The following is a 24,579-nucleotide window of genomic DNA, read 5'->3' as shown; positions in this document are numbered from 1 at the left end:
CCTTTGTTTATGAATGCGTGTATCTTTCATAAACAGTAGTAGATTGGGAGAGTTTTTATGAGAAGTGATGTTGTAAAAAAGGGAGCAACACGCTGTGCACATCGCTCGCTTTTTCATGCAAATGGATATGGTTCTGAGGATCTTAAAAAACCATTGATCGGTGTCTGCAACTCGTTTAATGAGATTATTCCGGGACATTTTCATCTGAACACAATTGCAGAAGCCGTCAAACTTGGTGTAGCTGCCGCAGGTGGAACGCCGATTGAGTTTCCGTCCATCGGTGTCTGCGACGGAATTGCCATGGGGCATACGGGGATGAAATACTCTCTCGCAAGTCGTGAACTGATCGCGGACTCCATCGAGGCTGTTACCATGGCGTCTGGATTCGATGGACTTGTTCTCATTCCGAACTGCGATAAGGTTGTACCCGGAATGCTCATGGCGGCGGCACGCCTCAATATTCCTGCGATTCTCGTCAGCGGCGGCCCCATGCTTGCCGGACGCCATCGCGGACGAGACATCAGTGTCAGTCAGGCTTTCGAGGCAGCCGGGATGTTTGCTGCAGGAAAAATGGATGCCCGTGAGATGACTGCAATCGAGGAGCACGCTTGTCCTAGCTGCGGTTCGTGCTCCGGTCTATTCACAGCAAATACGATGAATTCTCTGACCGAGGTGCTCGGCATGGGACTTCCCGGCAACGGAACGATTCCAGCGCCCTATACTGGTGAGCGCCGTCTACTCGCAAAGCAGGCAGGTACAGTCATTCTCGATCTCGTTGAAAAGAATATATGCCCGCGCGATATCATGACACGTGAGGCATTCGAGAATGCGATCACGGTTGATATGGGGATCGGCGGTTCGTCGAACACGGTTCTGCACCTCACGGCGATTGCCCACGAGGCCGGAATCGAACTCCCACCGCCGCTCTTCGATGAGATCAGTAGGAGAACACCATACATTACGAAATTGAGTCCGGCAGGAACACATCATATGCAGGATCTGAATGAGGCTGGCGGTATCTCAGCCGTAATGAAGGAACTGTCAAAGAAGAATTTGCTGCATTTGGATGCGCTGACCGTTACGGGAACGGTAAGGGACCGTATCGCCAACGCAGAGACTCTGGATCCTACGGTGATTCACAATGTCGAGAATCCCTATCGTCCCGAGGGAGGGCTTGCTATTCTGCGCGGCAACCTCGCACCAGACTGCGCCGTTGTCAAGGCATCGGCGGTTGCCGATGATATGCTTACCTATCACGGTACGGCGCGGTGCTTTAACTCGGAAGAGGACGGTGTCAATGCCATTATGGAGGGGAAGATCCATGATGGGGATGTGGTTGTCATTCGCTATGAGGGACCAAAGGGCGGTCCCGGGATGCAGGAGATGCTCAATCCGACGGCGGTTATCACAGGGATGGGTCTGAAAGTCGGTCTGATTACAGATGGTCGCTTCAGCGGCGCCAGTCAGGGTGCTTGCGTTGGCCATGTGTCGCCAGAGGCAATGTCAGGCGGTCCTATTGCTCTGATCGAGGACGGCGATATGATTACGATTGACATTCCGAATCGTAAACTCGAACTTGAGATCAGTGATGAGGAGCTCGAGAAGCGACGTGCAAATTGGGTTCAGCCAGAACCTAAAATCAAAACAGGTTATCTTGCGCGTTATGCAAAACTGACAACATCTGCAAATGCAGGTGCAGTTTTGCAATAAGAAGAACAATCTCACAGCCCACGGGAGTTTCTGCTTCTGTGGGTTGTTTTTATGCCTGTAATTCGCTATAATGGCGTTGCATTATTTCTGTAATAGAGTGGAGGTTCATACTACATGCACATCGTTCTGGTCGAGCCGGAAATTCCCGGAAACACGGGAAACATTGCACGCCTGTGTGCCGGAACGGGGATTGACCTCCATCTTGTTCGGCCGCTTGGATTTTCAACGGACGATAGACATTTGAAGCGTGCGGGACTGGACTATTGGCATCTTGTCAAGATACATTATCATGACAGTTTCGCTGATGTTCAAAAGCAGTATAAAGGATATCCTTTCTATTTCTGTACAACCAAGGCAGCACATGCCTACTCTGATATTGTTTATACATCGGATTCCTTTCTCGTTTTTGGGAAAGAGACAGCGGGATTACCGGAGGCCCTGCTGGCTGCCAATGAGAAATATACCATTCGCATTCCCATGCATGCGGGGGCGCGCTCTTTGAATCTATCGAATGCTGTTGCTGTTGTTGCATACGAAGCTCTGCGTCAGAACTCTTTTGCCAATTTACGTATAAACGGCTCGGGTTATCATGGGGGATCGGATACCAATGAATAAGGATTTTATTCGTGCTTGCGATGGGGAATTCGACGCAACGCGCCTCTTTGCAGACGCTCCCCTGCGCTTTCATACGACGTTTCGGATCGGCGGTCCTGCGGATCTGCTGTTTTATCCGAGGAATACGGATGAGGTGCAGAAGATTATTTGCATGGCAAAGGAGTACGGGGAACCGATCACTCTACTGGGCAATGGTTCCAATATACTGGTTCGTGACGGTGGCATACGCGGTCTTGTCATACGCTTTGGTCGAAAGATGGCAGACATTAGACGTGAGGGAACGGATATCATCGTTGGTGCAGGAGCACTCCTTCGAGATGTTGCTGCGTTCGCACAAAAGAATAGTCTTTCAGGGCTTGAGTTCGCCTGTGGGATTCCAGGGAGTATTGGCGGCGCCATCTTCATGAATGCCGGAGCCTATGATGATGAGATGAAATCTGTCGTCGTTTCGGTAAAGACCGTTTCTCCAGACGGAGATATTCGCCTTTATTTCTCTGATGAACTCGATTTTGGCTATCGTCACAGTATTTTCCAGAACAGTGATCATGCGATCTGTGAAACACGGCTGCACTTGCGGGCAGCAGACAGGAATACGATCCTGGAACGCATGGAAGATTTGAATTATCGTCGGGAAAGCAAGCAGCCCTTGGCTTATCCAAGCGCAGGAAGCACATTTAAGCGTCCCCCCGGATATTTTGCCGGCACGCTGATTGAGCAAACAGGGCTAAAGGGGCTTACTGTTGGTGGTGCACAGGTTTCGCAGAAACATGCAGGCTTTATCATCAATATTGGAAATGCAACGGCACAGGATGTACAGCAGCTCATAACGGCTGTGCAGAAACGTGTTTCAACCAAACACGGCGTGCAGCTCTTCCCGGAGCTGCGTATCATCGGAGAGCCGTAGTCGAAAACAGGTAGGTTTTTAGGAGAATGCTTCTTCCTTATGGAAAAACATAAAGAGCTTACTGATTTTGTATCAAAGTATCCAAATATCGTAATTGCGCTCGGAATGTTTGATGGTCTTCATATCGGGCATCAGGAGATCATTCGGACGGCTGTACGAAAAGCGCAGGAAATCAAAGGGACTGCGCTTGTTTTTTCGTTTGCAAATCATCCGCGTGCCGTCATTGCTCCGAACGTTGCGCCACATCGTATTTCAAGTGATTCCATACGCCTTCACGTCTTGAGGAATCTTGGTGTGGATGTCTTGGTCGAAATTCCTTTTACCACTGAGTTCGCAGCGACCAGTGCCGATGATTTTATCGGACTCATGCAGCGGTATTTTTTTCCGAAGTATATTGTCGTGGGGGAGAATTATACCTTTGGCAGAGGAGGGGAGGGAACTCCCTGGCTTTTGCGGGAGCGTTCCGAGGTATTTGACTTTCGCCTGATCGTATGCCCCTCCATCATGTGTGATGGAGCAACGGTAAGCAGCACCCGGATTCGCACCTTGATTGCACAGGGAGCGCTGACCAAAGTAAATGAATATCTCGGCTATCCATTTACCATTAAGGGCATTGTGATTCATGGACAGGAACGCGGCCGTAAGCTCGGTTTTCCCACGGCGAATCTTGCGCTACGTGAAGAGTTTGAGCATCTGCCGAACGGTGTCTATGCCGTAACTGTTCTTTATCAGAAAGATCTTTACCGTGCAGTGGCCAACATTGGAAACAATCCTACATTTGGTGTGTGCGACCGACGGTTAGAAGTTCATATCATGGACTTTTCGGGCGATCTTTATGGGAAAGAAATCATGATTTCTTTTTATAAAAAAATACGGAATGAAGAGCGGTTTTCATCTGCCGATGAATTGATTCAGCAGATCGCAGCAGATAAGGATGCGGCCGTAGATGCACTCGAAGAAACTTTTCATTTACAAGAAAATATTTCTATGGTAATATGATGGACACTAACACAACCTTGACTCAGATTACGAGTAATCCGACGTTTTCTTGGTCAGAGGTGCAAATTATGAGGAGGATTCTATATGCTCACACAAGAAAAGAAACAGGAAATTATCAAGGCACATGCAGTACATGACGGGGATACGGGGTCTCCAGAGGTCCAGATCGCTGTTCTTACGGCACGTATCCAGTATCTTACGGAACATCTGAAAGAACATAAAAAAGATCATCACTCACGCCGTGGGCTTTTAAAGATGGTTGGGCATCGTCGTCGCCTTCTGAGTTATCTGTATCAGACAGACATTGAGCGTTATCGCTCGATTATCACGAAGCTCAATCTGCGTAAGTAATATTTCAAGCACAGAGAGAAAAGAGCGGGGGCTTCCCCGCTTTTTTGCTATCGGGACAAGGATTCCAGGATATTTTGTCGAATGCTTTTGTCATATGGAACGAGTAGAAGTAGAGGAACCTAGGAGGATATGTATGCAGTGTTTCGAGATTGAACTGGGCGGACGAAAGCTAACCATAGAACACGGAAAGATGGCAAAACAGGCAAACGGAGCTGTTTTGGTTCGTTATGGCGATACCGTTGTCTTGGTTACGGCAACTGCTTCAAGTGCACCGCGTGAGGGCGTCGATTTCTTCCCTCTGACGGTGGATTACGAAGAAAAAATGTATGCTGCCGGAAAGATCCCCGGTGGATTTATTAAGAGAGAAGGACGTCCAAGCAACGATGCTGTGCTGTGCGCACGGCTGATTGACCGTCCCATCCGACCTCTTTTTCCTGATGGTTTTCGGAATGATGTCCAAATCGTTGCGACCGTTCTTTCGGTTGAACAGGACAATCCGGCGGAGATCGCCGCAATGATCGGTGCCTCCTGTGCACTCACTGTATCCGATATCCCCTTTATGGGACCGATTGCAGGCGTGCGTGTCGGCTATGTCGATGGAGCATTCGTCATCAATCCGACGGAGCAGCAGCGTGCCGTTTCGGATCTGAACCTCACTGTAGCGGGATCCTATGATGCTGTTATGATGGTGGAAGCGGGCGCAAACGAACTTTCTGAAGAAATCATCCTTGATGCGATCTTATTTGGTCATGCCGAGATTCGTCGTCTTGTCGAGTTCCAGCAAAATATCCAAAGCACGTGTGGAAAAGAAAAGATTGTTCCCGCAATCTTCTCTGTTTCTGAGGAACTTGAGTCCAAAGTGCGTGCTTATGCCGAAGATCGTCTCGATGCAGCAACACGCAATAGCGATAAACTTGCGCGTGATGCAGATATCTCCTCCATCAAAGCAGAGACGGTAGAACATTTCGTCGAAGAGTATCCGGACGCCGCGAAGGAGATAGCGCAGATTCTCTACAAGATCGAAAAGGGCATTGTCCGCCACATGATCACGCACGAAAAAATTCGTCCGGATGGACGTGCGCTGGACGAGGTACGTCCTGTCAGCTGCGAGGTTGGAATTTTGCCACGTACGCATGGCTCGGGTCTCTTTACGAGAGGTCAGACGCAGGTACTTACTGTCACTACGCTTGGTTCCATCGGGGATGAGCAGATTATTGACGGTCTCGGTCCTGAAACGACGAAACACTATCTTCATCACTATAACTTCCCGGGCTATAGCGTTGGCGAGGCGCGTCCGATGCGCAGCCCCGGACGCCGCGAGATTGGGCATGGGGCGCTGGCAGAACGCGCTCTCTTTCCTATGATCCCGTCGATTGAGGACTTCCCCTATACGATTCGCCTTGTCTCGGAAATCCTTGAGTCGAATGGTTCTAGTTCGATGGGAAGTGTATGCGGGAGTACTCTATCCCTTATGTGTGCTGGTGTTCCAATCAAGCGTCCCGTTTCCGGCGTTGCAATGGGACTCGTGCGCGATGGGGATGATTACTCAATCCTGACGGATATTCAGGGAATGGAGGATGCTCTCGGAGACATGGACTTCAAGGTTGCCGGCACATCCAAGGGGATTACGGCAATTCAGATGGACATTAAGATTGCCGGGATTACACGGGACATTCTTGCATCTGCGCTGGCACAGGCAAAGCAGGGACGTGCGTTCATTCTTGGGAAGATGCTCGAATGCATTGACAAGCCGGCAGAGGAACTTTCTCCGTACGCACCGCGCGTAGAGACCATCACCATCGACATTGAGAAGATCCGTGATGTCATTGGAACGGGCGGCAAGGTCGTACGTAAGATCATCGATGAAACGGGCGTTGATATCGACATCCATGAGGATGGCAATATCTTCATTACATCGCCAAATACAGACGCAATGGATCGCGCCCGCAAGATGATCGAGGATATTGTGCGTGAGGTAGAGGTCGGAGAGGTCTATACGGGACGTGTCACGCGTTTCCTAAAATTTGGCGCGTTCGTTGAACTCCTGCCCGGAAAAGAAGGACTTTGTCATATCTCACAGCTTGCAAAACACCGCGTGGAAAGCGTCGAAGATGTTGTCAAGATCGGCGATCAACTCGAGGTCAAGGTCATCGAAATCGATGAGAAGGGACGCATCAACGTCAGCCACAAGGCACTCCTCTGATGATTCAGGTCTATACAGGGAACGGCAAGGGAAAGACAACGGCTGCAATTGGTCTTGCCATACGTGCTCTCGGAGCGGGACATCGTGTATTCATGATGCAGTTCATGAAGAGCCTGGCGTATAGTGAGCAGGACATCTTACGCGCAATGCCCAATATGATGCTCGAAACCAGCGGAAAGCCCTTCTTCGTTGCAGAAGAGGGGATGATGGATGAAAAAGCAAAGGAACTTCTAGGAGAGGATGTTGTCATTTTTCCCAAAGGGAAACCTCCTGCGGCTTATGTTACCTTACTTACGTCCGGATTCGAACGTGTGATGGATGTAGCCGCAAAAAAAGAGGCAGATCTCATCATTTTGGACGAGATCAATATTGCTCTTTCATTTGGACTCTTGCAGAGAGCGCAGATGGAAAATTTTCTGCAAATTCTTCCTGATGAAACAGAGCTTGTCTGCACAGGAAGAAATGCACCTGAATGGCTGCTCGAGCGCGCAGATCTTATCACGGAAATGCGTGAAGTGCGCCACTACTACGAACGTGGAATCGGTGCACGCAAAGGAATTGAAAATTAAGGGAGATTTTTATGGAATCAATGATTCGGGATATTAAACTTGCGCCATCCGGTCATGCAAAGATTGACTGGGTCAAGCGCTTTATGCCGGTGATGGCAGCAGCCGATAAGGAGTATTCGGTAACGAAGCCGTTTACTGGTATCAAGATGGTCATTACGCTGCATCTTGAAGCAAAGACTGCCTATATGGCGACGATCTTCAAGCATGCTGGTGCAGAGGTTGCTGTCACGGGAAGCAATCCCCTGTCTACCCAGGATGATGTTGCGGCTGCACTTGTGGAAGAGGGGATTCATGTCTTTGCATGGCATGGATGCACGGAGGAAGAATACTCTGTATTCCTCAACAAGGCGCTCGATATTCAGCCAGATATCGTCATTGATGACGGTGGTGACCTGGTTGATATGCTGCATACGACCCGCCGAGAACTTCTCCCGGCACTTATTGGCGGCTCGGAGGAAACGACAACGGGTGTGCATCGTCTCAAGGCGCTGGAGCGTCAGGGCAAGCTTGAATTTCCAATGATTGCCGCAAATGACGCATACTGCAAGTATCTCTTTGATAATCGCTACGGAACCGGTCAGTCCACATGGGATGGCATTATGCGTACGACGAATCTTGTCATCGCAGGCAAGACGGTCGTTATCGCTGGCTATGGCTGGTGCGGCAAGGGCGGTGCAATGCGTGCACGCGGACTCGGTGCCAATGTCATCATCACGGAAGTGGATCCGATCAAGGCAATCGAGGCGGTCTTTGACGGCTTCTATGTCATGCCGATGGACGAAGCTGCGAAGGTTGGCGATATCTTCCTGACACTTACAGGAAACAAGGACATCCTTTGCAAGCGGCATTTCGATGTGATGAAGGATGGCGCCATGATGGCGAACTCCGGTCATTTTGACGTTGAGATCAACATTCCGGAACTCACGGAGTGCTCCGTATCCAATGGAATAGTACGCGACAATATCAGAGAGTTCGTTCAGCCGGATAGACGTCGGCTCTATCTCTTGGCAGAAGGCCGACTGGTCAACCTTGCGGCAGGAGACGGGCATCCTGCAGAGATCATGGATCTTTCCTTTGGTGTACAGTTCTTCTCTGCGCTCCACCTTGTCCGACATGGAAAAGAGATGCAGAAGGGCGTTCATCTCATGCCGGATGAGATCAATGTCGAGATTGCGAATATCAAACTGAATTCCCTCGGTGTTTCCCTTGATGAGCTGAGTGCAGACCAGAAAGAATATCTTGGCTTGGCATAGGAGAGATTGTTTTGAATACGCTGATCACAAACGTAACCGCTCTTTTGCCCGATGGGACAACATCCGCTGCCGATATTGCCGTTACCGATGATCGGATCACGGCAGTGGGGACCGTTCCTGCCGACTTTCAACCAGATCATACGATTGATGGAACGGCACATCTTGCGATCCCCGGATTTGTCAATGCGCATACGCATGCGTCCATGACACTCCTGCGCAGCTATGCAGACGATATGAAATTGATGGATTGGCTGGAGCAGATGATCTGGCCGATCGAAGCAAAACTTCGCTCTGATGATATTTACTGGGGAGCTATGCTTGCTGCAGTCGAGATGATTCGCAGCGGAACGACGGCATTTGCCGATATGTACGGACCGGATATGGAACGTGTTGCTGAGGTCGTTGAGATTTCCGGTCTGCGCGGTGTGCTCTCAAGAGGTCTTATCGGCGTCGCGCCGGACAGCGAAAAAAAACTCGCAGAAAATGCAGCACTCTATGAGAATTTTCATGGAGCAGCACAGGGGCGTATCACCGTCATGTTTGGACCTCATGCCCTCTATACCTGTCCGCCGGACTACTTGAAGAAAGTCGCCGCGAAGGCACAAGCCCTTGGAGCAGAAATCCATATCCATATGTCGGAGACTGTGGGCGAGGTGGAGAACTGTATCAAGGAGTACGGAAAACGTCCATTTGCACATGTTGCCTCCACGGGGCTGTTTGAGAATGGAACGCTTGCCGCGCACTGCGTGCATTTGGACGATGAGGACCTCGATATCATCAAGAGGAATCATATTCGCGTTGCTCACAATCCGGGCAGCAATATGAAGCTCGCCAGCGGAACGGCTCCTGTGCCGCGCTTGCTGGAGGAGGGGATCTGTGTTGCCCTCGGTACGGATGGTACTTCCAGCAACAATAATCTGGATATGCTGGATGAGGTTCAGCTTGCCGCATTGCTGCATAAAGTACACACGCTCGACCCACTTGCCGTTCCGGCACTTACTGCGGTCAAGATGGGGACGGAGTATGGCGCGCAGGCACTTTCTCTCCATGATGTCGGACGTCTGCAGACGGGTGATAAGGCGGACATTGTACTTTTCTCCATGCATGGAGCAGCATGGACCCCGTGCTATAATCCGGTGTCACTCCTCGCATACTCTGCAAAGTCCTCGTCTGTTGATACGGTGATGGTGGACGGGAGAATCCTCATGGAGAATGGTGTAATCAAGACATTGGATGAAGAACGTATTCTGTTTGAAGCCCAAAAAGTTGCAGATCGGCTGACAAAATAGTATACTGCTGTATTGTAGACAAAGGTGATTTCATTTGCTATGCCTCCGCTCTCTTAGGGCGGGGGCATAATGTGATATGGAGGGATTGTTTTTGGGAAAGAAAAGTTCTGGCCGACGAACGTCGCGGTCTGTCTCTACCAAGCGGAGGAGTACGGCGCAAAACGGATCAGGACGGAAGTATGAACTCATCGGTCTTATCCTTCTTGCTTTTTCTCTGGTTTCGGCGGTTGGTATTCTAGGATTGAATGTCGGCTTTGTTGGCTTCTTTTTTGCGGATTTCTTTCGCTATTTGTTTGGCTGGGGGACTCCCTTCGCTCTTTTGATCATCGCGCTGATCAGCCTGCAATACATCATACATCATCAAGGTTTACTCTATACAAAAAAATTCTTTGGCGTCATTGGATTATTTGTTTCTCTTCTTGCTGTATGGCATCACATTGTTGTGCCCGTTGATGAGGAAATACTTCCGCAGAATCTTGTAGATGGTGGGGGACTTATCGGCGGAGGATTTCTCTTCTTATTACGGGCTTGCTTTGGAGTGGATGGCGCGATCATTCTGCTCAGCACAATCATCGTCGGCTCAGCTCTTTTGGCGACTACATGGTCACTTGCATCCGGCTATTTCAAAACCAAAGAACAGGCAAAGAGAGGGGCAAATGCCGCAGGTGCAGCACTCCAAACAACGCGCGAAAAAGTAAGCGCTACGGCAGAGAAGATTGAAGAGAAGACGCCGATGATCGTTCATGATGCGCTTCCTTTTGTTCCGTATAATCAGGCAAATGATCCGATGTTTGCAAATGAAAAAGAAGAGCATTCTCCATCCAACAAACGGGAGGAAGTTTCAGAAACGACCGCTTCTGAACCAGAAATACAATTTGTTTCAAACGAAGAAAATGAAGTGCCTGAAACAGAGCCTGCACATGAGATAAGTGAGACATTTGTCGCAGAAAAGGCGTCGATTCCTCTCAATGAAGAGGAAACTGCTTCTGTACAGTTCCCATTTAACTATGAAATAGCGTCAGAAACACAGAAATACGACGCAATTATTTCTCCTGTTATGTTGGATGAGCACATGCCTGAGGAGGAGAAATCAAGTGAAGATGTTCCACATAATGAGGATGACTCCATACCTTCCTCGACAGAAGAAAGTCTTCTCGTGCCGATCGCTCAACCCTCTGTGGATCCGATAGACTCCATTGCAGATGAATCGGGCGAGCGCCCCTATGAACTTCCCAAAGTTACGTACATTCTTTCCAAACACATCAAGAAAGAAAACGAGACCTTGGCTCAGGAAATCAAAGAAAATGCACATGTTTTACAACAGACACTCGAGAGCTTCCATGTGAATGCAAAGGTTATCAGCTTTTGTCATGGTCCTGCGGTTACGCGTTATGATCTGGAACCTGCACCAGGGGTAAAGGTGAGCAAGATTACAAATCTTGCAGAGGACATCGCCCTGCAGCTTGCAACCTCCTCGGTTCGCATTGAGCCGGTTCCTGGCAAAGCAGCAATCGGCATCGAGATTCCAAACCGTACATTGGAGAGTGTTCAACTTCGTGAGGTCTTGGAGAATCCTAAGTTTCAAGAGGCATCATCAAAACTCACCGTTGGTCTTGGCATGGATATCAGTGGACAGGCTATCTTTGCGGATATTGGGAAAATGCCACACCTTCTCGTGGCAGGTGCAACGGGTTCCGGTAAATCGGTATGCATCAATACGCTCATATCGAGTATTCTATTCAAGGCAACGCCGGATGAAGTGAAGTTCATCCTGATTGACCCCAAGATGGTCGAACTCTCGAATTACAACGGGATTCCACATTTGATGGTTCCTGTTGTGACCGATCCAAAGAAAGCGTCTTCCGTACTGAATTGGGCAGTGCAGGAGATGGAGAAACGTTATCTGATTTTCGCAAATCACGGTGTTCGTGATATCAAGTCGTTCAATCGTCGTTACCCGGAAGAAAAGATTCCGCTCATCGTCATTGTAATTGATGAGCTTGCTGACCTCATGATGGTTTCACCCAAGGATGTGGAGGATGCCATCTGTCGAATCCTGCAAAAAGCTCGTGCTGCAGGAATCCATATGATTCTTGCGACGCAGCGCCCATCGGTCAATGTTATCACGGGTATTATCAAAGCAAATCTGCCGTCGCGCATTTCCTTTGCTGTTTCCTCACAGGTGGATTCACGTACCATTCTGGATCGAGGCGGAGCAGAGACCTTGCTTGGGAAGGGCGATATGCTTTTCTCACCGCAAGGAGCCTCCAAGCCCATCCGTGTGCAGGGAGCATTTATCAGCGACGAGGAAGTGGAAATGCTTCTGGACTATATCCGTTCACAGGGACAGGAAATCAGTGAGAATGAAGAACTCATTGACTTCATGGAGAGCGAAGCGGCGGAAGATGAGAACGCGGAGGAAGATGCTGGACAGATCAAACAAGATCAGCTTCTCCCAGATGCGGTAGAAATTGTTATGTCTACGGGACAGGCGTCTACATCGAATATTCAACGCAGACTCGGTGTTGGGTATACAAGAGCCGCACGCTTGATCGATACGATGGAGGAACTGCATATCATTGGTGCCAGTGCTGGCGGCAATAAGCCGCGGGAAATCCTCATGACATCAGAACAGGCAAAAGAACTAATAAAAGGCCTTATGTAGTATGAGGAATAGCATCATGTATACCAATTCGAGGATCATAGATTCCTATATTTTTCCTTGATTTTATGCTATACTTACGCACACTCAGTTCCTTACGAACATGGCTTTAGGAGGGCGATTACGTTGAAGTATATGACCGGAAATGAACTGCGAGAAGCATATTTGCAGTTTTTTGCAGAAAAAAAAGATCACCTTCGTTTGTCCAGTTACTCCCTTGTTCCGGATAATGATCCTACACTTCTTTTGATTGGTGCCGGTATGGCACCTCTGAAGCCCTTTTTCACGGGCAAGATGAAACCGCCCAGAAACCGAATCGTAACTTGTCAGCGCTGTGTGCGTACAGGCGATATTGAGAATGTCGGGCGTACAGCGCGCCATCAGACCTTCTTTGAGATGCTGGGAAACTTTTCCTTCGGTGATTATTTTAAGAAGGAAGCGATTCCATGGGCGTGGGAATTTTTGACGGAGGTTGTCGAACTTCCCAAAGACAAACTCTGGGTTTCCATCTATCCGGAAGATGACGAGGCTCGTACCATCTGGCTGGAGCAGACCGATGTATTGCCGGATCATATCGTAGCTTTGGAGGATAACTTCTGGGAAATTGGTCCAGGTCCTTGCGGCCCGGATTCCGAGATCTACATTGATCTTGGTGAGGAGCGCGGCTGCGGTGAGCCGACGTGCGGTGTCGGCTGTGACTGTGACCGCTTTCTCGAAATATGGAATCTTGTCTTTACCCAGTATGATCGCACAGAGGACGGCGAGTACAATCTCCTTGCACACAAGAATATTGATACGGGCTGTGGCTTGGAGAGGCTTGCTTCTGTTGTGCAGAACAAGAAAACAAACTTCGAGACGGATCTTCTCTATCCGATCATCGAATACACATCCAAAATTTCGGGTGTGTCCTATGGTGCAGATCCGAAAAAGGACATTTCACTCAAGGTCATTGCAGACCATGCGCGTTCCGTTGCCATCATGATTATGGATGGAATCCTGCCGTCAAACGAAGGACGTGGATACGTTCTGCGCCGCACACTTCGCCGTGCAATTCGACATGGTCGTATGCTTGGGATAACCAAGCCCTTCCTTGACGGAGCTGTGGATGCAGTCGTTGAGATTTTCCGTGATGCGAAGGATTTCAGCGATATTCTTGCAAAACAGGACTATATCAAGCGTGTTATCCGTGTGGAGGAGGATCGTTTCGCTTCTACGCTGGCACAGGGAATCGAGCTTCTGAGTGATGAGGTTGCGAGTTTGAAGGCTGCCAACGAGACGGTACTCTGCGGCGCCGTCGGATTCAAGCTCTATGATACCTATGGCTTTCCGCGGGAGCTTACCGAGGAGATGCTTCATGAAAACGGAATTACCTTGGACGCTGAGGGCTTTCAGCAGGAGATGGAGAAGCAGCGTACACGTGCAAGAAGCGCACGTGCAGAAAATCAGGCTGTTTCTGTTCCTGATCTCTCAGGGGTGGATACCAGCAGTCTGACCGAAGATGCTGCGGCCACAAAGGCTGTGGTTGTTGCGATCTGGCGTGAAGGAGAACTCGTCGATTCGCTTCGTGATGGAGAAAGTGCCGGAATTATCCTGAGCACGACGCCATTTCATGCGGAAGGCGGCGGACAGGTCGGGGATGAGGGAGTCCTGCGCAGCGATCTTGGATATCTTTCCGTCAACAATACAAAGAGACTGCCCGATGGAACGGTCTATCATCTCGCATATGTTGAGGAGGGGCAGATACAGCGTGGCGACGCCGTAGAAATCTGCCTCGATACAATGAAGAAACTATCGTCTGCGCGGAACCACACGGCAACCCATCTCCTACATGCGGCACTACGGCGCGTTGTGGGGGATCACGTGCAGCAGGCGGGTTCTCTCGTTACACCGGAGCGGCTGCGCTTTGACTTTACGAATTTTGAGCCTGTGAGCGAGCAGCAGCTGCGCGATGTCGAGGAACTTGTCAATGAGGAAGTTTTGCGTTCGAGCGATCTTCATATCGCCACGATGCCGATAGACGAAGCGAAGGCGCTTGGCGCTATGGCACTTTTCGGAGAGAAGTATGGTGATGTTGTCCGTGTTGTCCGTGTTCCAGACTTCAGCATTGAGCTGTGCGGTGGTTCTCATGTGACAAACACCGGACAGATTGGTCTCTTCAAGATTGTCAGTGAATCGGGGGTTGCAGCAGGCGTGCGCCGTATTGAGGCGATTACCGGACGTGCTGCATGCGTGTATGCTGGCGAAATGGCACGGACTGTGCAGGAACTCTCACAGAAACTGAAGACAAGATCGGAAGATCTTGTTGCGCAGGTTGACAAATTCATGACCGAGAGAAAGTCCATGCAGGAACAGCTGCGCAGCTTTGCCGAGTTCCGTGACAAGGCAGATGCACAGAAGCTTCTTATGGGCGTTCAGGAAGTTGGGGAATTCCATGTGGTCGTCGGAAAAGCCAATGTCGATTCCATGGACGAACTGCGTAATATTGCGGATCTGACGTGTGAGAAACTGGATTCCGGAATCGTTGTTCTCGGGGCTGTTATCGATGATAAGGTCAGCCTGGTAGTCAAGGCAGATAAGGCAGCAGTAAAGCTGGGGGCTCATGCGGGCAATATCATCAAGGCAGCTGCAAAAGCAGTTGGCGGCGGCGGCGGCGGACGTCCTGATATGGCACAAGCCGGCGGAAAGAACCCGGAACAACTCCCTCAGGCTTTTGATGAGGCGGTTGCTGTCATACTTCAGCAGGCTTCTGCTTAAATCACGTATTGACCTATGGCTGTCACGTTGTTGACAGCCATATTTTTTTAGGGGGAAACCTATGGAAAACGATATTACAAAACTCCTAAAAAAGAGAATGTATTTATCCATCATCTTTTTTCTGGTCATCGTTTTTTGCGTTTCTTTTATCTTGCTTCATAGAACAGACCGATCGGATGATTTTACAGTAACAAATGCGTGCCTTGTCTATGAACAAAGCCAACTGCAGGCAGCCAATCCGCTGATTGTCCAAGAAATACATATAGAGGAAGGCGCACACGTGATGCAGGGAACGCTCCTCGTCACAGTGCAGAACGTATTTTTAGATGAAGAACTCGATCGTTTGCAAAAGAATGTCGAACTCGCAAAAAAAAATGTCGAACAAATACGATATGGAGCGGCGGTACCTCAGAACACCCCCTCACAAACAGGAGATCTGGATGCGGCTCGAGTACGTATGGAGCGCATGAACGAATTATATGAGATGGGGGCAGTCAGCGCAGCCAAAAGAAATGAGGCCGTTGCGGCATATGAACAAGAAAAAAATACGCTAGCTCGAGGGAGTGGACAGGATGTCAGAGTACAGGATCCAAAAATCATACAAGCGGCGGAAGAGCAGTTGAAAAAAGCGGAGGAGGCCTTGCTAAAGGCGTGTGATAACACAGGTACTATAGGTCTTTTTGCGTCCAGAGAAGGCAATGTGTCGCGGGTTTTTGTAAAAGAAGGGGAACACGTAGAGAACGGGGGTAATATTCTCTCTCTGGATATTGTGGAGAACTGCTGGATTGAGGCAGAAATCCCCGTCGAGGATGTGGATCTAGTTTATTTGGGGCAGATTGTCCGATATGAGCTGAATGGTCTGTCTGTGCAGGGGACAGTAGAGGATATCGTTGATGCTGACACAGAGAACGGTGATAAAAAAAGTGTTCGTATATCTGTTCCTCCTGACATAACAGCAAGGGAAGAGAAGAACATTGTGCTGCATTTTTCCTCTTGATTGATGTGTGTGTTTTCGTATATGCTATTCTGTGCTATACTGTGAACAAACAGACAAGGTAGGATGGGGCGTTCATGAGAGGGATCCGTATATGGTAAATCAGAAATTGAGAGATGATCTGACCGATCAATTGTGTCGTGCAATTCTTTCATTGGATACCATGGAAGAATGCTACCAATTCTTTGAAGATATCTGCACGGTCGGGGAGCTTCGTGCGATGGCACAGCGGCTTGACGTTGCCCGAATGCTATATGCAGGAAACACCTATGACGATATTGTTGCACGCACCGGAGCCAGTACCGCGACCATCAGTCGTGTCAAACGATGTTTGAACTACGGTGCGGACGGATATACGCTTGTGCTGGAAAAGGGTATTGCTGCGCCTCTGACCAACAAGGAGGATCACTGATGAAATCTGAAAAGCTTATTTTGGAAACACCATACGGAACACGAGATCTCCTGCCCGGAGATGCGGCAGAAATGCGCCACATGGAGGATATGTTGTCGCGTTTGTTTTGTACATGGGGGTATGATGAAGTCATTACTCCGACCATCGAGCATTTGGAAACCTTGGCACCACGCATTCCGGAGGAGAATTCTCTCTTCATGCTGCTTGGGAATAAGAATAAACTTCTTGCTCTTCGCAATGAAATGACAACGCCGATTGCAAGACTGGTCAGCAGCCGATTGAAGGATGCACCTGTTCCGCTCAAATTGTCTTATCTGGGTAATGTATTTCGTGTAGAACAGACGCAGATGGGACGTCAATGTGAATTCCATCAGGCGGGTGTCGAACTGATGGGGAGCGATACACCTGGCTCGGACGCTGAGATCATTTCGTTGGCAATCGAGTCCGTTCTTACATGCGGAATCAAGGATTTTCAGATACACATGGGACAAGTCGATTTCCTTGATGGTATGCTGGCATATTATGAGGTCGAGGATGAGCAGTGCAAGGAGTTCAAGTCCGCAATAGAACGTCATGATATTGTCTTCATGAATCAGCTGATTGACGCATTTCCTCTTTCGCTTGAGGATAGAGAAACACTGAAGATGCTGCCGGTGTTGAATGGAAGGGACGACCTTCTAAAACGACTCTATGATCTGCCTCTCAATCCGCAGAGTCGGTCTGCTGTTGACAATTTAGCTGAGATTTATACGCTGATCAAATCCTACGGTTATGAGGAGTATGTCCTCTTTGATCTTGGTACCATTCGAGATTTTAATTACTATACAGGAATGGTCTTTGAGGGTTACTCGATTGGTCTTGGCTTCCCTTTGTGCGGAGGCGGTCGTTACGATCATCTTTTGACCGAATATGGACATCCCATGCCGGCGACAGGATTTGCTCTCGGCATGGAGAGAATCTTGCTGGCTCTTGCACGTCAGGGCGGACAGATCCCACCTGCTTCCAAAAATGTATATATCGGATACGCAGATGCTTCCGTCGACGAGGCAATTCATAGGGCAATGAAATTGCGCCGGGAGGGAAAGACTGCAGAGATCGGAATGCAGGGGCAATCCCGTGAAGAAGCCGAACAATCTCGTGAAACACGAGGATACGAACAGCTTGAGTATTTCGGATGAAACAGCGCATTCATCAGTTTGTACGAGCCCTGTTTGGGCGACTCGATGCGAAAAGTCATATCTTTGTGCAGTCTTATCTCAGTCCTGCCGAGCAAAGGCTTTTCTATGATATGCACGAGGCAGATCAGTATCATGCCTTTCGTGTCGCGCTTACGGCAAAGGAACTATATACAAAGCTTGAATGTATGGATTCGGATACGTATATCCTGCTTATCCGCTGTGCATTGCTTCATGATATTGGTCGCGTGAAGGGGACAGCTGATGTCTGGGGGAAAGTGCTTGCCGTCCTTATGTATCGATTCTGTCCATCCGTGATCTCATCTTTCATTCGAATGAAAGATAGACACGATATTGGTGGAAGAATCGGAATGGCGCTCTACGTCTATGCAAGTCATCCATCTATTGGAGCAGACAAACTGCGCGCGATTGGAGATGCAAAAGAAGCTGAGATTATTCAATACCATCAAAAAAAACCAGCACCAGAGGATTCTCTGGTGCTGTCCATATTAAAGCAGGCAGATGCACAGAATTGAATCAATGCTCTTAGTATCCGCGCTGCTTGTCTACTACGTTGAGCATCCCGATACGCTGCGGGAAGATCTGCAAGTTGTTGCGAAAGATTTTGAGAGATCGATCCAAATACATAGGGGATATTGCCGAATGATGCGGTGTGATGAACAAATTTGGCACACTCCACAGCGGGGAGTCCTCGGGAAGCGGTTCTGTTGTAAAGACATCCAGAGAAGCCCCCCGTATGCGCTTCATCGTAAGAGCCTCCACCAAGTCAGATTCCTCGACCACATCTCCACGGGATACATTGATGAAAAACGCGTTTTCTTTCATCATATTGAATGTATCATGGTTAAATAATTTTTTTGTCTGAGGTGTCAATGGGAGCGTAACAATTACATAATCCGCACAGGAGAGCGCATCAGACAGGTGATCTATCGTGAACAGCTGATCTGCAAATGGCTCTGTGGATGGCTTTTGTTTTACAGCGACAATACGCATTCCCATATTTTTGAGATGTTTTGCAATCTCTCGGCCAATGCTGCCCAGACCGATGATGGCAGCAGTCTTGCCAAACAGCTCATCCGGTTCGGTCAGGCGCTTCCATGTACGTGCCTTTTGATTCTCCCATGCCTCAATGAGACACCGACTGGACGAAAGCATCGTTCCAAGCACATGTTCTGCCATCGGGATACCGTGGATGCCGCGCGAGTTGGTCAGCAATATATCGGATTGAGAGAAGGCGACGTTCGACAGGAGTTTCTCCACACCGGCACTATACGCGTGAATCCATTGGAGATGGGGCATTTGGGGAAGATACTTTTCCATATCCATTTGTGCATCATATCCCAAGAGAATATCCACATTGGAAAGGAAGTCACCGGCTTCTGTGGGGCGTATGCATCTGCACTGACAATGCGGATAGCTTTGATGGATCAGTTCTATTTGTTTATCGCTCAATTTCACAAATGATAATATCTGAAGTGTCATCTGCGACTCCTTTTTGCTCGGATTGATTTTTCATAATAGGACTATTCGCGATAAGAATCAAAAATCCTTTTTGATTGGTTGACCTATTATCTGGAACGTGGTAGTATACGGTCATATTAGTTCTTTAATTGACTAAAGGATAAGAGGGGATCACATGGAAAAATATACTGCGGATTATTTAACGATTGCATTGCCAAAAGGAAAGCTGTTCTCTCTGTCCGCACATTTATTTGAAAAAATTGGAATCACGGCAGATCACATGAGTGAAAAATCGCGTAAGCTGGTGATTTCAAATGATGAACTCAAGGTTCAGTTCATTATTTCGAAAACTTCAGATGTGCCTACGTATGTGGAATATGGTGCGGCGGATATCGGCATCATCGGTAAGGATGTACTCTTGGAATCCGGGCAGGATGTCTATGAGCTGCTGGATCTCGGTTTTGGAAAGTGCCGTCTGATGATGGCAGTTCCAGGCGAAGAGAAGCGTGCACACCTCATGGACTATGCACACACGAGAGTTGCGACCAAGTATCCGCATATTGCGGAGCAGTTCTTTGCACAACAGGGAATGCAGATGGAGTATATCAAGCTGAACGGATCGATTGAACTGGGGCCGATTGTAGGGCTTTCCGAGAGCATTGTCGATATCGTGGAAACAGGGACAACACTGGTCGAGAACGACTTGGAAGAGATTGCGCATATTATGGATGTCAGTGCCCGCCTTATTGTCAATCGCGTGAGCTTCAAGTTGAAATTCGATCGAATTTATAAAATTGTAAACGACCTGAAACAAGTGTTGGAAAGCGGGGAAGTTTGATGAATATCGTTTCTGTTGCAGATATCGGTATCGATGCCGCCGAACGTCTGCTCAAGAAAAAAGCATTTGATGAACTTACGCTGAGCGATCGCATTCGACAGAGCAATATGGAACTCTTCGGGGAGGATCTTTCTCCGACGGCGCTCGTTCATCGTATTGTTCAAGATGTACGATACAAAGGCGATGAGGCGCTTTTTCACTATACAAAGTTACTCGATCGCATTGATCTGACACCAGATAACCTGATGGTGTCCGAGGAGGAATTTCAGGAAGCCGAACGCAGTGCCGATCCCTATGTTGTTGCCTCACTCAAGAAGGCCGCTGACAATATCTTCTCCTATCATGAGGAGCAGAAGCCCCGTTCATGGATGACCTATCGTGCACATGGTTCGATTCTCGGGCAGTCGGTTCTTCCGCTTTCCCGTGTCGGTATCTATGTTCCGGGAGGAACAGCGGCATATCCGTCATCCGTCTTAATGAATGCGATTCCGGCTCTTGTTGCAGGGGTCGGAGAGATCATTATGTCTGTTCCGACTAAGGATGGAGTCATCAATCCCCACGTCCTTGTTGCTGCTCGTTTTCTCGGTATCCGTAAGATATTCAAAATAGGTGGAGCGCAGGCAATCGCAGCGATGGCGTATGGAACAGAATGCGTTCCGCGCGTCGATAAGATTACAGGACCCGGAAACATCTTTGTGACACTGGCGAAAAAAGAAGTATATGGTCATGTTGATATTGATATGCTTGCGGGACCAAGTGAGATTCTGATCCTAGCGGACGACAGTGCATCTCCTTCGTATATAGCGGCTGATCTGCTCAGTCAGGCGGAGCACGATCCACTTGCTTCAAGCATTCTCATCACCGACGACAGGTCATTGGCAGAGCAGTCTATGAATGAGGTGCAGCATCAGCTGAAAAGCCTTCCGCGCAAGGATATTGCAGGAGTCTCAATCGAAAAAAATGGTCGTATCATTGTGACGGAAAATATGGAGCAGGCAATCCACCTTGCAAACATATCGGGACCGGAGCACGTAGAGCTGCTCCTTAGAGATCCGTTCCATATTCTTCCTCAGATCAGATGTGCTGGTGCAGTCTTTATCGGAGAATATTCTCCGGAACCTCTCGGGGACTATTTTGCGGGACCGAACCATGTCCTGCCAACGGGCGGAACAGCACGCTTCTATTCTGTTTTGAACGTAGAGACCTTTATGAAACGTACGAGCATTATATCCTACACGCAGAAAGCACTCGAAGATGTCAGCGATGATATCATTCGTCTTGCTGAAACAGAAGGCCTTGAGGCGCACGCGCGCGCGATTCGGATGAGGAGGGGTGGGAATGCTGAACTATCGTGATGGATTGGCATCAATGCCGCGTTATGATACGAGCGAACAGGATTGGCATATCAAGGTAAATGCCAACGAGTCGAATATCGGGCTGCCACCGTTGGTAGAGGAACGGGTCATGACACGGTTGTCACGCGTCTCGTTTGCACGCTATCCGAATGAGGAATATAATCTGCTTTGTGAACAGATCGGAGCAGCGTATGGCTATCGTCAAGAAAACGTCATCATAGGAAATGGCTCAAGTGAGATTATAGAGAAAGTGTTTTATGCGTTTGGCGGTGATGATACGCATAAAATTGTCTATCCGACGCCATCGTTTTCCATGTACGGAATCTATGCTGCTGCGGCAGATGCTGCTGGCGTGCCAGTTCCGCTGAAAGACGACTATGCGCTTGATGCAGATGCGTTTATTCAGACGGTCAATCAGAATTCTGCATCCCTTGCGGTAATCTGCAATCCGAATAATCCAACGGGACAGCTTATGACAACGGCGGAGATCGAGTACATTGCCAAGCAAATATCCTGTGCATTTCTGATTGATGAGGCATATGCTGAGTTCAGTGAACACAGCGTTTTCCCGCTCCTGAAAAAATATCCGCATATGATGATTGCACGCACTTTTTCAAAGGCGTATGCGCTTGCCTCGTGCCGCGTCGGCTATATGTTGGCACATAGGGACGTCATCGATATGATTGCAAAGACCTACATGCCATATCATATGAATGTTCCCTCATTGGTTACAGCGGACACGGTTTTTCAGATGCGGTCAGAGTTTGACCCGCAGATTCGGATGATCTGTGAGGAGCGTGAGCGTATGCAGGAAAAGTATAAAACACTCGATGCTGTGACGGTTTATCCGTCTCATACGAACTTTATCCTGATTCATTATCCGCATGCAGAAGCGCTGAACAAAGAATTTGTCAAATATGGGATCGGGGTACGAAGTTTTGGAAAAACGACTCAGCTGGAAAATACGCTGCGTATTTCCATTGGCCGAGCGGATGAAAATGATGCGGTGTACCGCGTAATGAAGGCTTTTGTGGAGGGGAATCCATGAGTGAACGCTGTACGGAAATCCACAGAAAAACAAGAGAAACAGATATCTTTGTCTCTATTGATCTGGACGGCACGGGAAAATCCGAAATCGATACGGGGATTGGCTTCTTCGATCATATGCTGATACTTTTTTCCTCGCATGGGCGATTTGATCTGCGTGTGAAGTGCGATGGGGATATTGAGGTCGACGGACATCATTCCGTTGAAGACATCGGCATCACGATGGGGCAGGCATTCCTTTCCGCGCTTGGCGAAAAACATGGAATAACGAGATATGGTTCCTTCTATCTGCCGATGGATGAGACTCTCGTTTTAGTCTCTCTGGATATCAGCGGACGCCCATTCCTTGTCTACGATCCTGGAGATACTCCTATGACACCGATGATCGGTGCCTATGACACAGAACTTACAGAGGAGTTCCTTCGTGCTTTTGCTTTTCATGCCGGCATCACGCTCCATGTGAAGATCCTCTACGGAACGAACTCACATCATAAGGTAGAGGCTGTATTCAAGGCGCTTGCCCATGCACTGAGGATTGCCACAGAAAAAGACGCACGAGTGGGGGACGCAGTTCCATCGACCAAGGGGCTTCTGTAAGGAGTTCATATGATTACGATAATAAACTACGGAGCAGGAAATTTATTCAGTGTTGAAAAAGCATTTGCCGCGCTGGGAGCAGAGGTACGCGTCAGCTCCAACTCCGCAGATATTCTCTCCTCGGATAAAGTTGTATTGCCGGGTGTGGGGGCTTTTGGGGACTGCATGAGCCAACTGCGTGCATCCGGATTGATTCCTGCCATCAAAGAGAGCGTTGCAAAAGGAATTCCCTTGCTCGGCATCTGCGTTGGGCTTCAAATTCTTTTCGAGGGCAGTGAAGAATCCTCCGGCATAGAGGGACTCAATCTATTACGCGGTCGTGTACGAAAAATATCCGCACCACATGAAAAGATTCCGCATATGGGCTGGAACGCATTGGAGTTCGCTGAAAATCATAGGGAGAAGGGGTTATTTAAGGGAATTCCTCAATCTTCGTATGTTTATTTTGTCCACAGCTATTATGCAGTGCCTGAGGATATGTCTATCGTTTCGTCGAGCTGTTTTTATGGTGAGAAAATTACAGCGTCCATATCCACCGACAACATCATGGCGACGCAATTTCATCCAGAAAAATCCGGGGACATCGGACTAAACATCATTCAGAACTTTATTTATAACGGATCGGAGGGAAGCACATGATTATTCTCCCCGCAATTGATTTACGCGATGGGAAATGCGTCCGCCTGCTCAAGGGCGATTTTGCACAGGAAACCGTATACAGTACCGAGCCGGAGGAGGTTGCTCTCCGATGGGCGCGGGAAGGTGCGGAGTTTCTGCATGTGGTCGATCTTGATGGGGCCCTTGCAGGAAAGCCGCAAAATACCGAGGCAATCAAAAAAATCCTCAGCAGTATTCAAATTCCCGTGGAAGTTGGCGGTGGAATACGCACACTTAAAACCATAGATGCAGCCTTAGAGCTCGGTGTATCTCGCGTGATTCTCGGTTCTGCCGCCGTACAGAATCAAGCTCTTGTAAAGGATGCATGTCAGCGGTATGGCAATCGCATTGCTGTTGGAATTGATGCCAAGGATGGAATTGCTTCCATTGACGGATGGGGGGTATCGGGGGGGATTTCTGCCATTGACCTGGCAAAGGAACTTTCCTCGTATGGTTTAGAAACCATCATATACACTGATATATCTCGGGATGGAACGCTTTCCGGTGTTAATGTTGAGGCAACAGCCAAACTGGCATTGGAGTCCGGCGTCAATACCATTGCTTCCGGCGGTGTAAGATCGTTGAAGGATATTCACTCACTGAAAGCACGCGAAGCAGATGGAATCATTGGTGTGATTGCAGGAAAATCCATCTATGAAGGAACGCTTTCTTTACCCGAAGCAATTGCTGCTGCTCGCTGAAAATGCTGCGTT

The 24,579-nt window shown here is 48.7% G+C and carries 22 protein-coding genes; 21 read left to right on the top strand and 1 reads right to left on the bottom strand.

Annotated features, from left to right (window positions below; all coding sequences use genetic code 11):
• Positions 1-57 precede the first annotated feature (57 nt).
• From ilvD to HMPREF1992_RS01605, 15 genes are all read left to right on the top strand, one after another.
• On the top strand, positions 58-1,710 hold the full coding sequence (gene ilvD / locus HMPREF1992_RS01675) for a dihydroxy-acid dehydratase (protein WP_037358002.1): 1,653 nt from the start codon (positions 58-60) through the stop codon (positions 1,708-1,710).
• 114 nt (positions 1,711-1,824) lie between these two features.
• A complete protein-coding gene (locus HMPREF1992_RS01670) occupies positions 1,825-2,325 on the top strand; it encodes a tRNA (cytidine(34)-2'-O)-methyltransferase (RefSeq protein WP_021684075.1) in 501 nt (166 codons plus the stop codon).
• Entirely contained in the window at positions 2,318-3,229 is a 912-nt protein-coding gene (gene murB, locus HMPREF1992_RS01665; RefSeq protein WP_021684074.1) for a UDP-N-acetylmuramate dehydrogenase, read from the top strand. Before HMPREF1992_RS01670 ends, murB begins: the two co-directional genes overlap by 8 nt.
• Positions 3,230-3,268: 39 nt before the next feature.
• Positions 3,269-4,228 carry a bifunctional riboflavin kinase/FAD synthetase gene (locus tag HMPREF1992_RS01660; RefSeq protein ID WP_021684073.1) on the top strand — a complete coding sequence of 320 codons (960 nt, stop codon included), beginning with the start codon at positions 3,269-3,271 and terminating at the stop codon, positions 4,226-4,228.
• Between the two features lie 84 nt (positions 4,229-4,312).
• Positions 4,313-4,579, top strand: a complete 267-nt coding sequence (gene rpsO / locus HMPREF1992_RS01655; protein ID WP_021684072.1) for a 30S ribosomal protein S15 — start codon at positions 4,313-4,315, stop codon at positions 4,577-4,579.
• A 133-nt stretch (positions 4,580-4,712) separates the two neighbouring features.
• Positions 4,713-6,782 carry a polyribonucleotide nucleotidyltransferase gene (locus HMPREF1992_RS01650; RefSeq protein ID WP_021684071.1) on the top strand — a complete coding sequence of 690 codons (2,070 nt, stop codon included), beginning with the start codon at positions 4,713-4,715 and terminating at the stop codon, positions 6,780-6,782.
• Entirely contained in the window at positions 6,782-7,351 is a 570-nt protein-coding gene (locus HMPREF1992_RS01645; protein WP_021684070.1) for a cob(I)yrinic acid a,c-diamide adenosyltransferase, read from the top strand. The genes HMPREF1992_RS01650 and HMPREF1992_RS01645 overlap by 1 nt, the downstream gene beginning before the upstream one ends.
• A gap of 11 nt (positions 7,352-7,362) precedes the next feature.
• Entirely contained in the window at positions 7,363-8,604 is a 1,242-nt protein-coding gene (locus tag HMPREF1992_RS01640; protein WP_021684069.1) for an adenosylhomocysteinase, read from the top strand.
• 11 nt (positions 8,605-8,615) lie between these two features.
• Positions 8,616-9,893 (top strand): amidohydrolase, encoded by a 1,278-nt coding sequence (locus HMPREF1992_RS01635; protein ID WP_021684068.1) that lies wholly within the window; start codon positions 8,616-8,618, stop codon positions 9,891-9,893.
• A 76-nt stretch (positions 9,894-9,969) separates the two neighbouring features.
• Positions 9,970-12,558, top strand: a complete 2,589-nt coding sequence (locus tag HMPREF1992_RS01630) for a DNA translocase FtsK (protein WP_021684067.1) — start codon at positions 9,970-9,972, stop codon at positions 12,556-12,558.
• Positions 12,559-12,690: 132 nt separating this feature from the next.
• Entirely contained in the window at positions 12,691-15,309 is a 2,619-nt protein-coding gene (gene alaS / locus HMPREF1992_RS01625; RefSeq protein ID WP_021684066.1) for an alanine--tRNA ligase, read from the top strand.
• Positions 15,310-15,370: 61 nt separating this feature from the next.
• Positions 15,371-16,306: an HlyD family secretion protein gene (locus HMPREF1992_RS01620; protein WP_021684065.1), complete on the top strand. Its 936-nt coding sequence runs from the start codon at positions 15,371-15,373 to the stop codon at positions 16,304-16,306.
• 91 nt (positions 16,307-16,397) lie between these two features.
• Positions 16,398-16,715: a YerC/YecD family TrpR-related protein gene (locus HMPREF1992_RS01615; protein ID WP_021684064.1), complete on the top strand. Its 318-nt coding sequence runs from the start codon at positions 16,398-16,400 to the stop codon at positions 16,713-16,715.
• Positions 16,715-17,893 (top strand): ATP phosphoribosyltransferase regulatory subunit, encoded by a 1,179-nt coding sequence (gene hisZ, locus HMPREF1992_RS01610; RefSeq protein ID WP_021684063.1) that lies wholly within the window; start codon positions 16,715-16,717, stop codon positions 17,891-17,893. The genes HMPREF1992_RS01615 and hisZ overlap by 1 nt, the downstream gene beginning before the upstream one ends.
• Positions 17,890-18,426, top strand: a complete 537-nt coding sequence (locus HMPREF1992_RS01605; protein ID WP_021684062.1) for an HD domain-containing protein — start codon at positions 17,890-17,892, stop codon at positions 18,424-18,426. Before hisZ ends, HMPREF1992_RS01605 begins: the two co-directional genes overlap by 4 nt.
• Positions 18,427-18,436: 10 nt before the next feature.
• Here HMPREF1992_RS01605 and HMPREF1992_RS01600 read toward each other — a convergent pair whose 3' ends face one another.
• Positions 18,437-19,393: a D-2-hydroxyacid dehydrogenase gene (locus tag HMPREF1992_RS01600; RefSeq protein WP_021684061.1), complete on the bottom strand. Its 957-nt coding sequence runs from the start codon at positions 19,391-19,393 to the stop codon at positions 18,437-18,439.
• 154 nt (positions 19,394-19,547) lie between these two features.
• Between HMPREF1992_RS01600 and hisG the strand changes: the two genes are divergently transcribed.
• The 6 genes from hisG to hisA are packed head-to-tail and all read left to right on the top strand — an operon-like array spanning position 19,548 to position 24,567.
• On the top strand, positions 19,548-20,210 hold the full coding sequence (hisG, locus tag HMPREF1992_RS01595) for an ATP phosphoribosyltransferase (RefSeq protein ID WP_021684060.1): 663 nt from the start codon (positions 19,548-19,550) through the stop codon (positions 20,208-20,210).
• Positions 20,210-21,565, top strand: a complete 1,356-nt coding sequence (gene hisD / locus HMPREF1992_RS01590; RefSeq protein ID WP_021684059.1) for a histidinol dehydrogenase — start codon at positions 20,210-20,212, stop codon at positions 21,563-21,565. Before hisG ends, hisD begins: the two co-directional genes overlap by 1 nt.
• Complete coding sequence (gene hisC / locus HMPREF1992_RS01585; protein WP_037357990.1) at positions 21,549-22,613, top strand: histidinol-phosphate transaminase; 1,065 nt, start codon at positions 21,549-21,551, stop codon at positions 22,611-22,613. The genes hisD and hisC overlap by 17 nt, the downstream gene beginning before the upstream one ends.
• Positions 22,610-23,209, top strand: coding sequence for an imidazoleglycerol-phosphate dehydratase HisB (hisB, locus tag HMPREF1992_RS01580; RefSeq protein WP_021684057.1), 600 nt, complete (start codon positions 22,610-22,612; stop codon positions 23,207-23,209). Before hisC ends, hisB begins: the two co-directional genes overlap by 4 nt.
• A gap of 9 nt (positions 23,210-23,218) precedes the next feature.
• Positions 23,219-23,848, top strand: coding sequence for an imidazole glycerol phosphate synthase subunit HisH (gene hisH, locus HMPREF1992_RS01575; protein ID WP_021684056.1), 630 nt, complete (start codon positions 23,219-23,221; stop codon positions 23,846-23,848).
• Positions 23,845-24,567: a 1-(5-phosphoribosyl)-5-[(5-phosphoribosylamino)methylideneamino]imidazole-4-carboxamide isomerase gene (hisA, locus tag HMPREF1992_RS01570; protein ID WP_021684055.1), complete on the top strand. Its 723-nt coding sequence runs from the start codon at positions 23,845-23,847 to the stop codon at positions 24,565-24,567. The genes hisH and hisA overlap by 4 nt, the downstream gene beginning before the upstream one ends.
• The last annotated feature ends 12 nt before the right edge of the window (positions 24,568-24,579 follow it).

The sequence above is a fragment of the Selenomonas sp. oral taxon 892 str. F0426 genome (assembly GCF_000468035.1).
Classification (GTDB): domain Bacteria; phylum Bacillota; class Negativicutes; order Selenomonadales; family Selenomonadaceae; genus Centipeda.
This window is presented reverse-complemented; position numbering and strand designations above follow the sequence as displayed.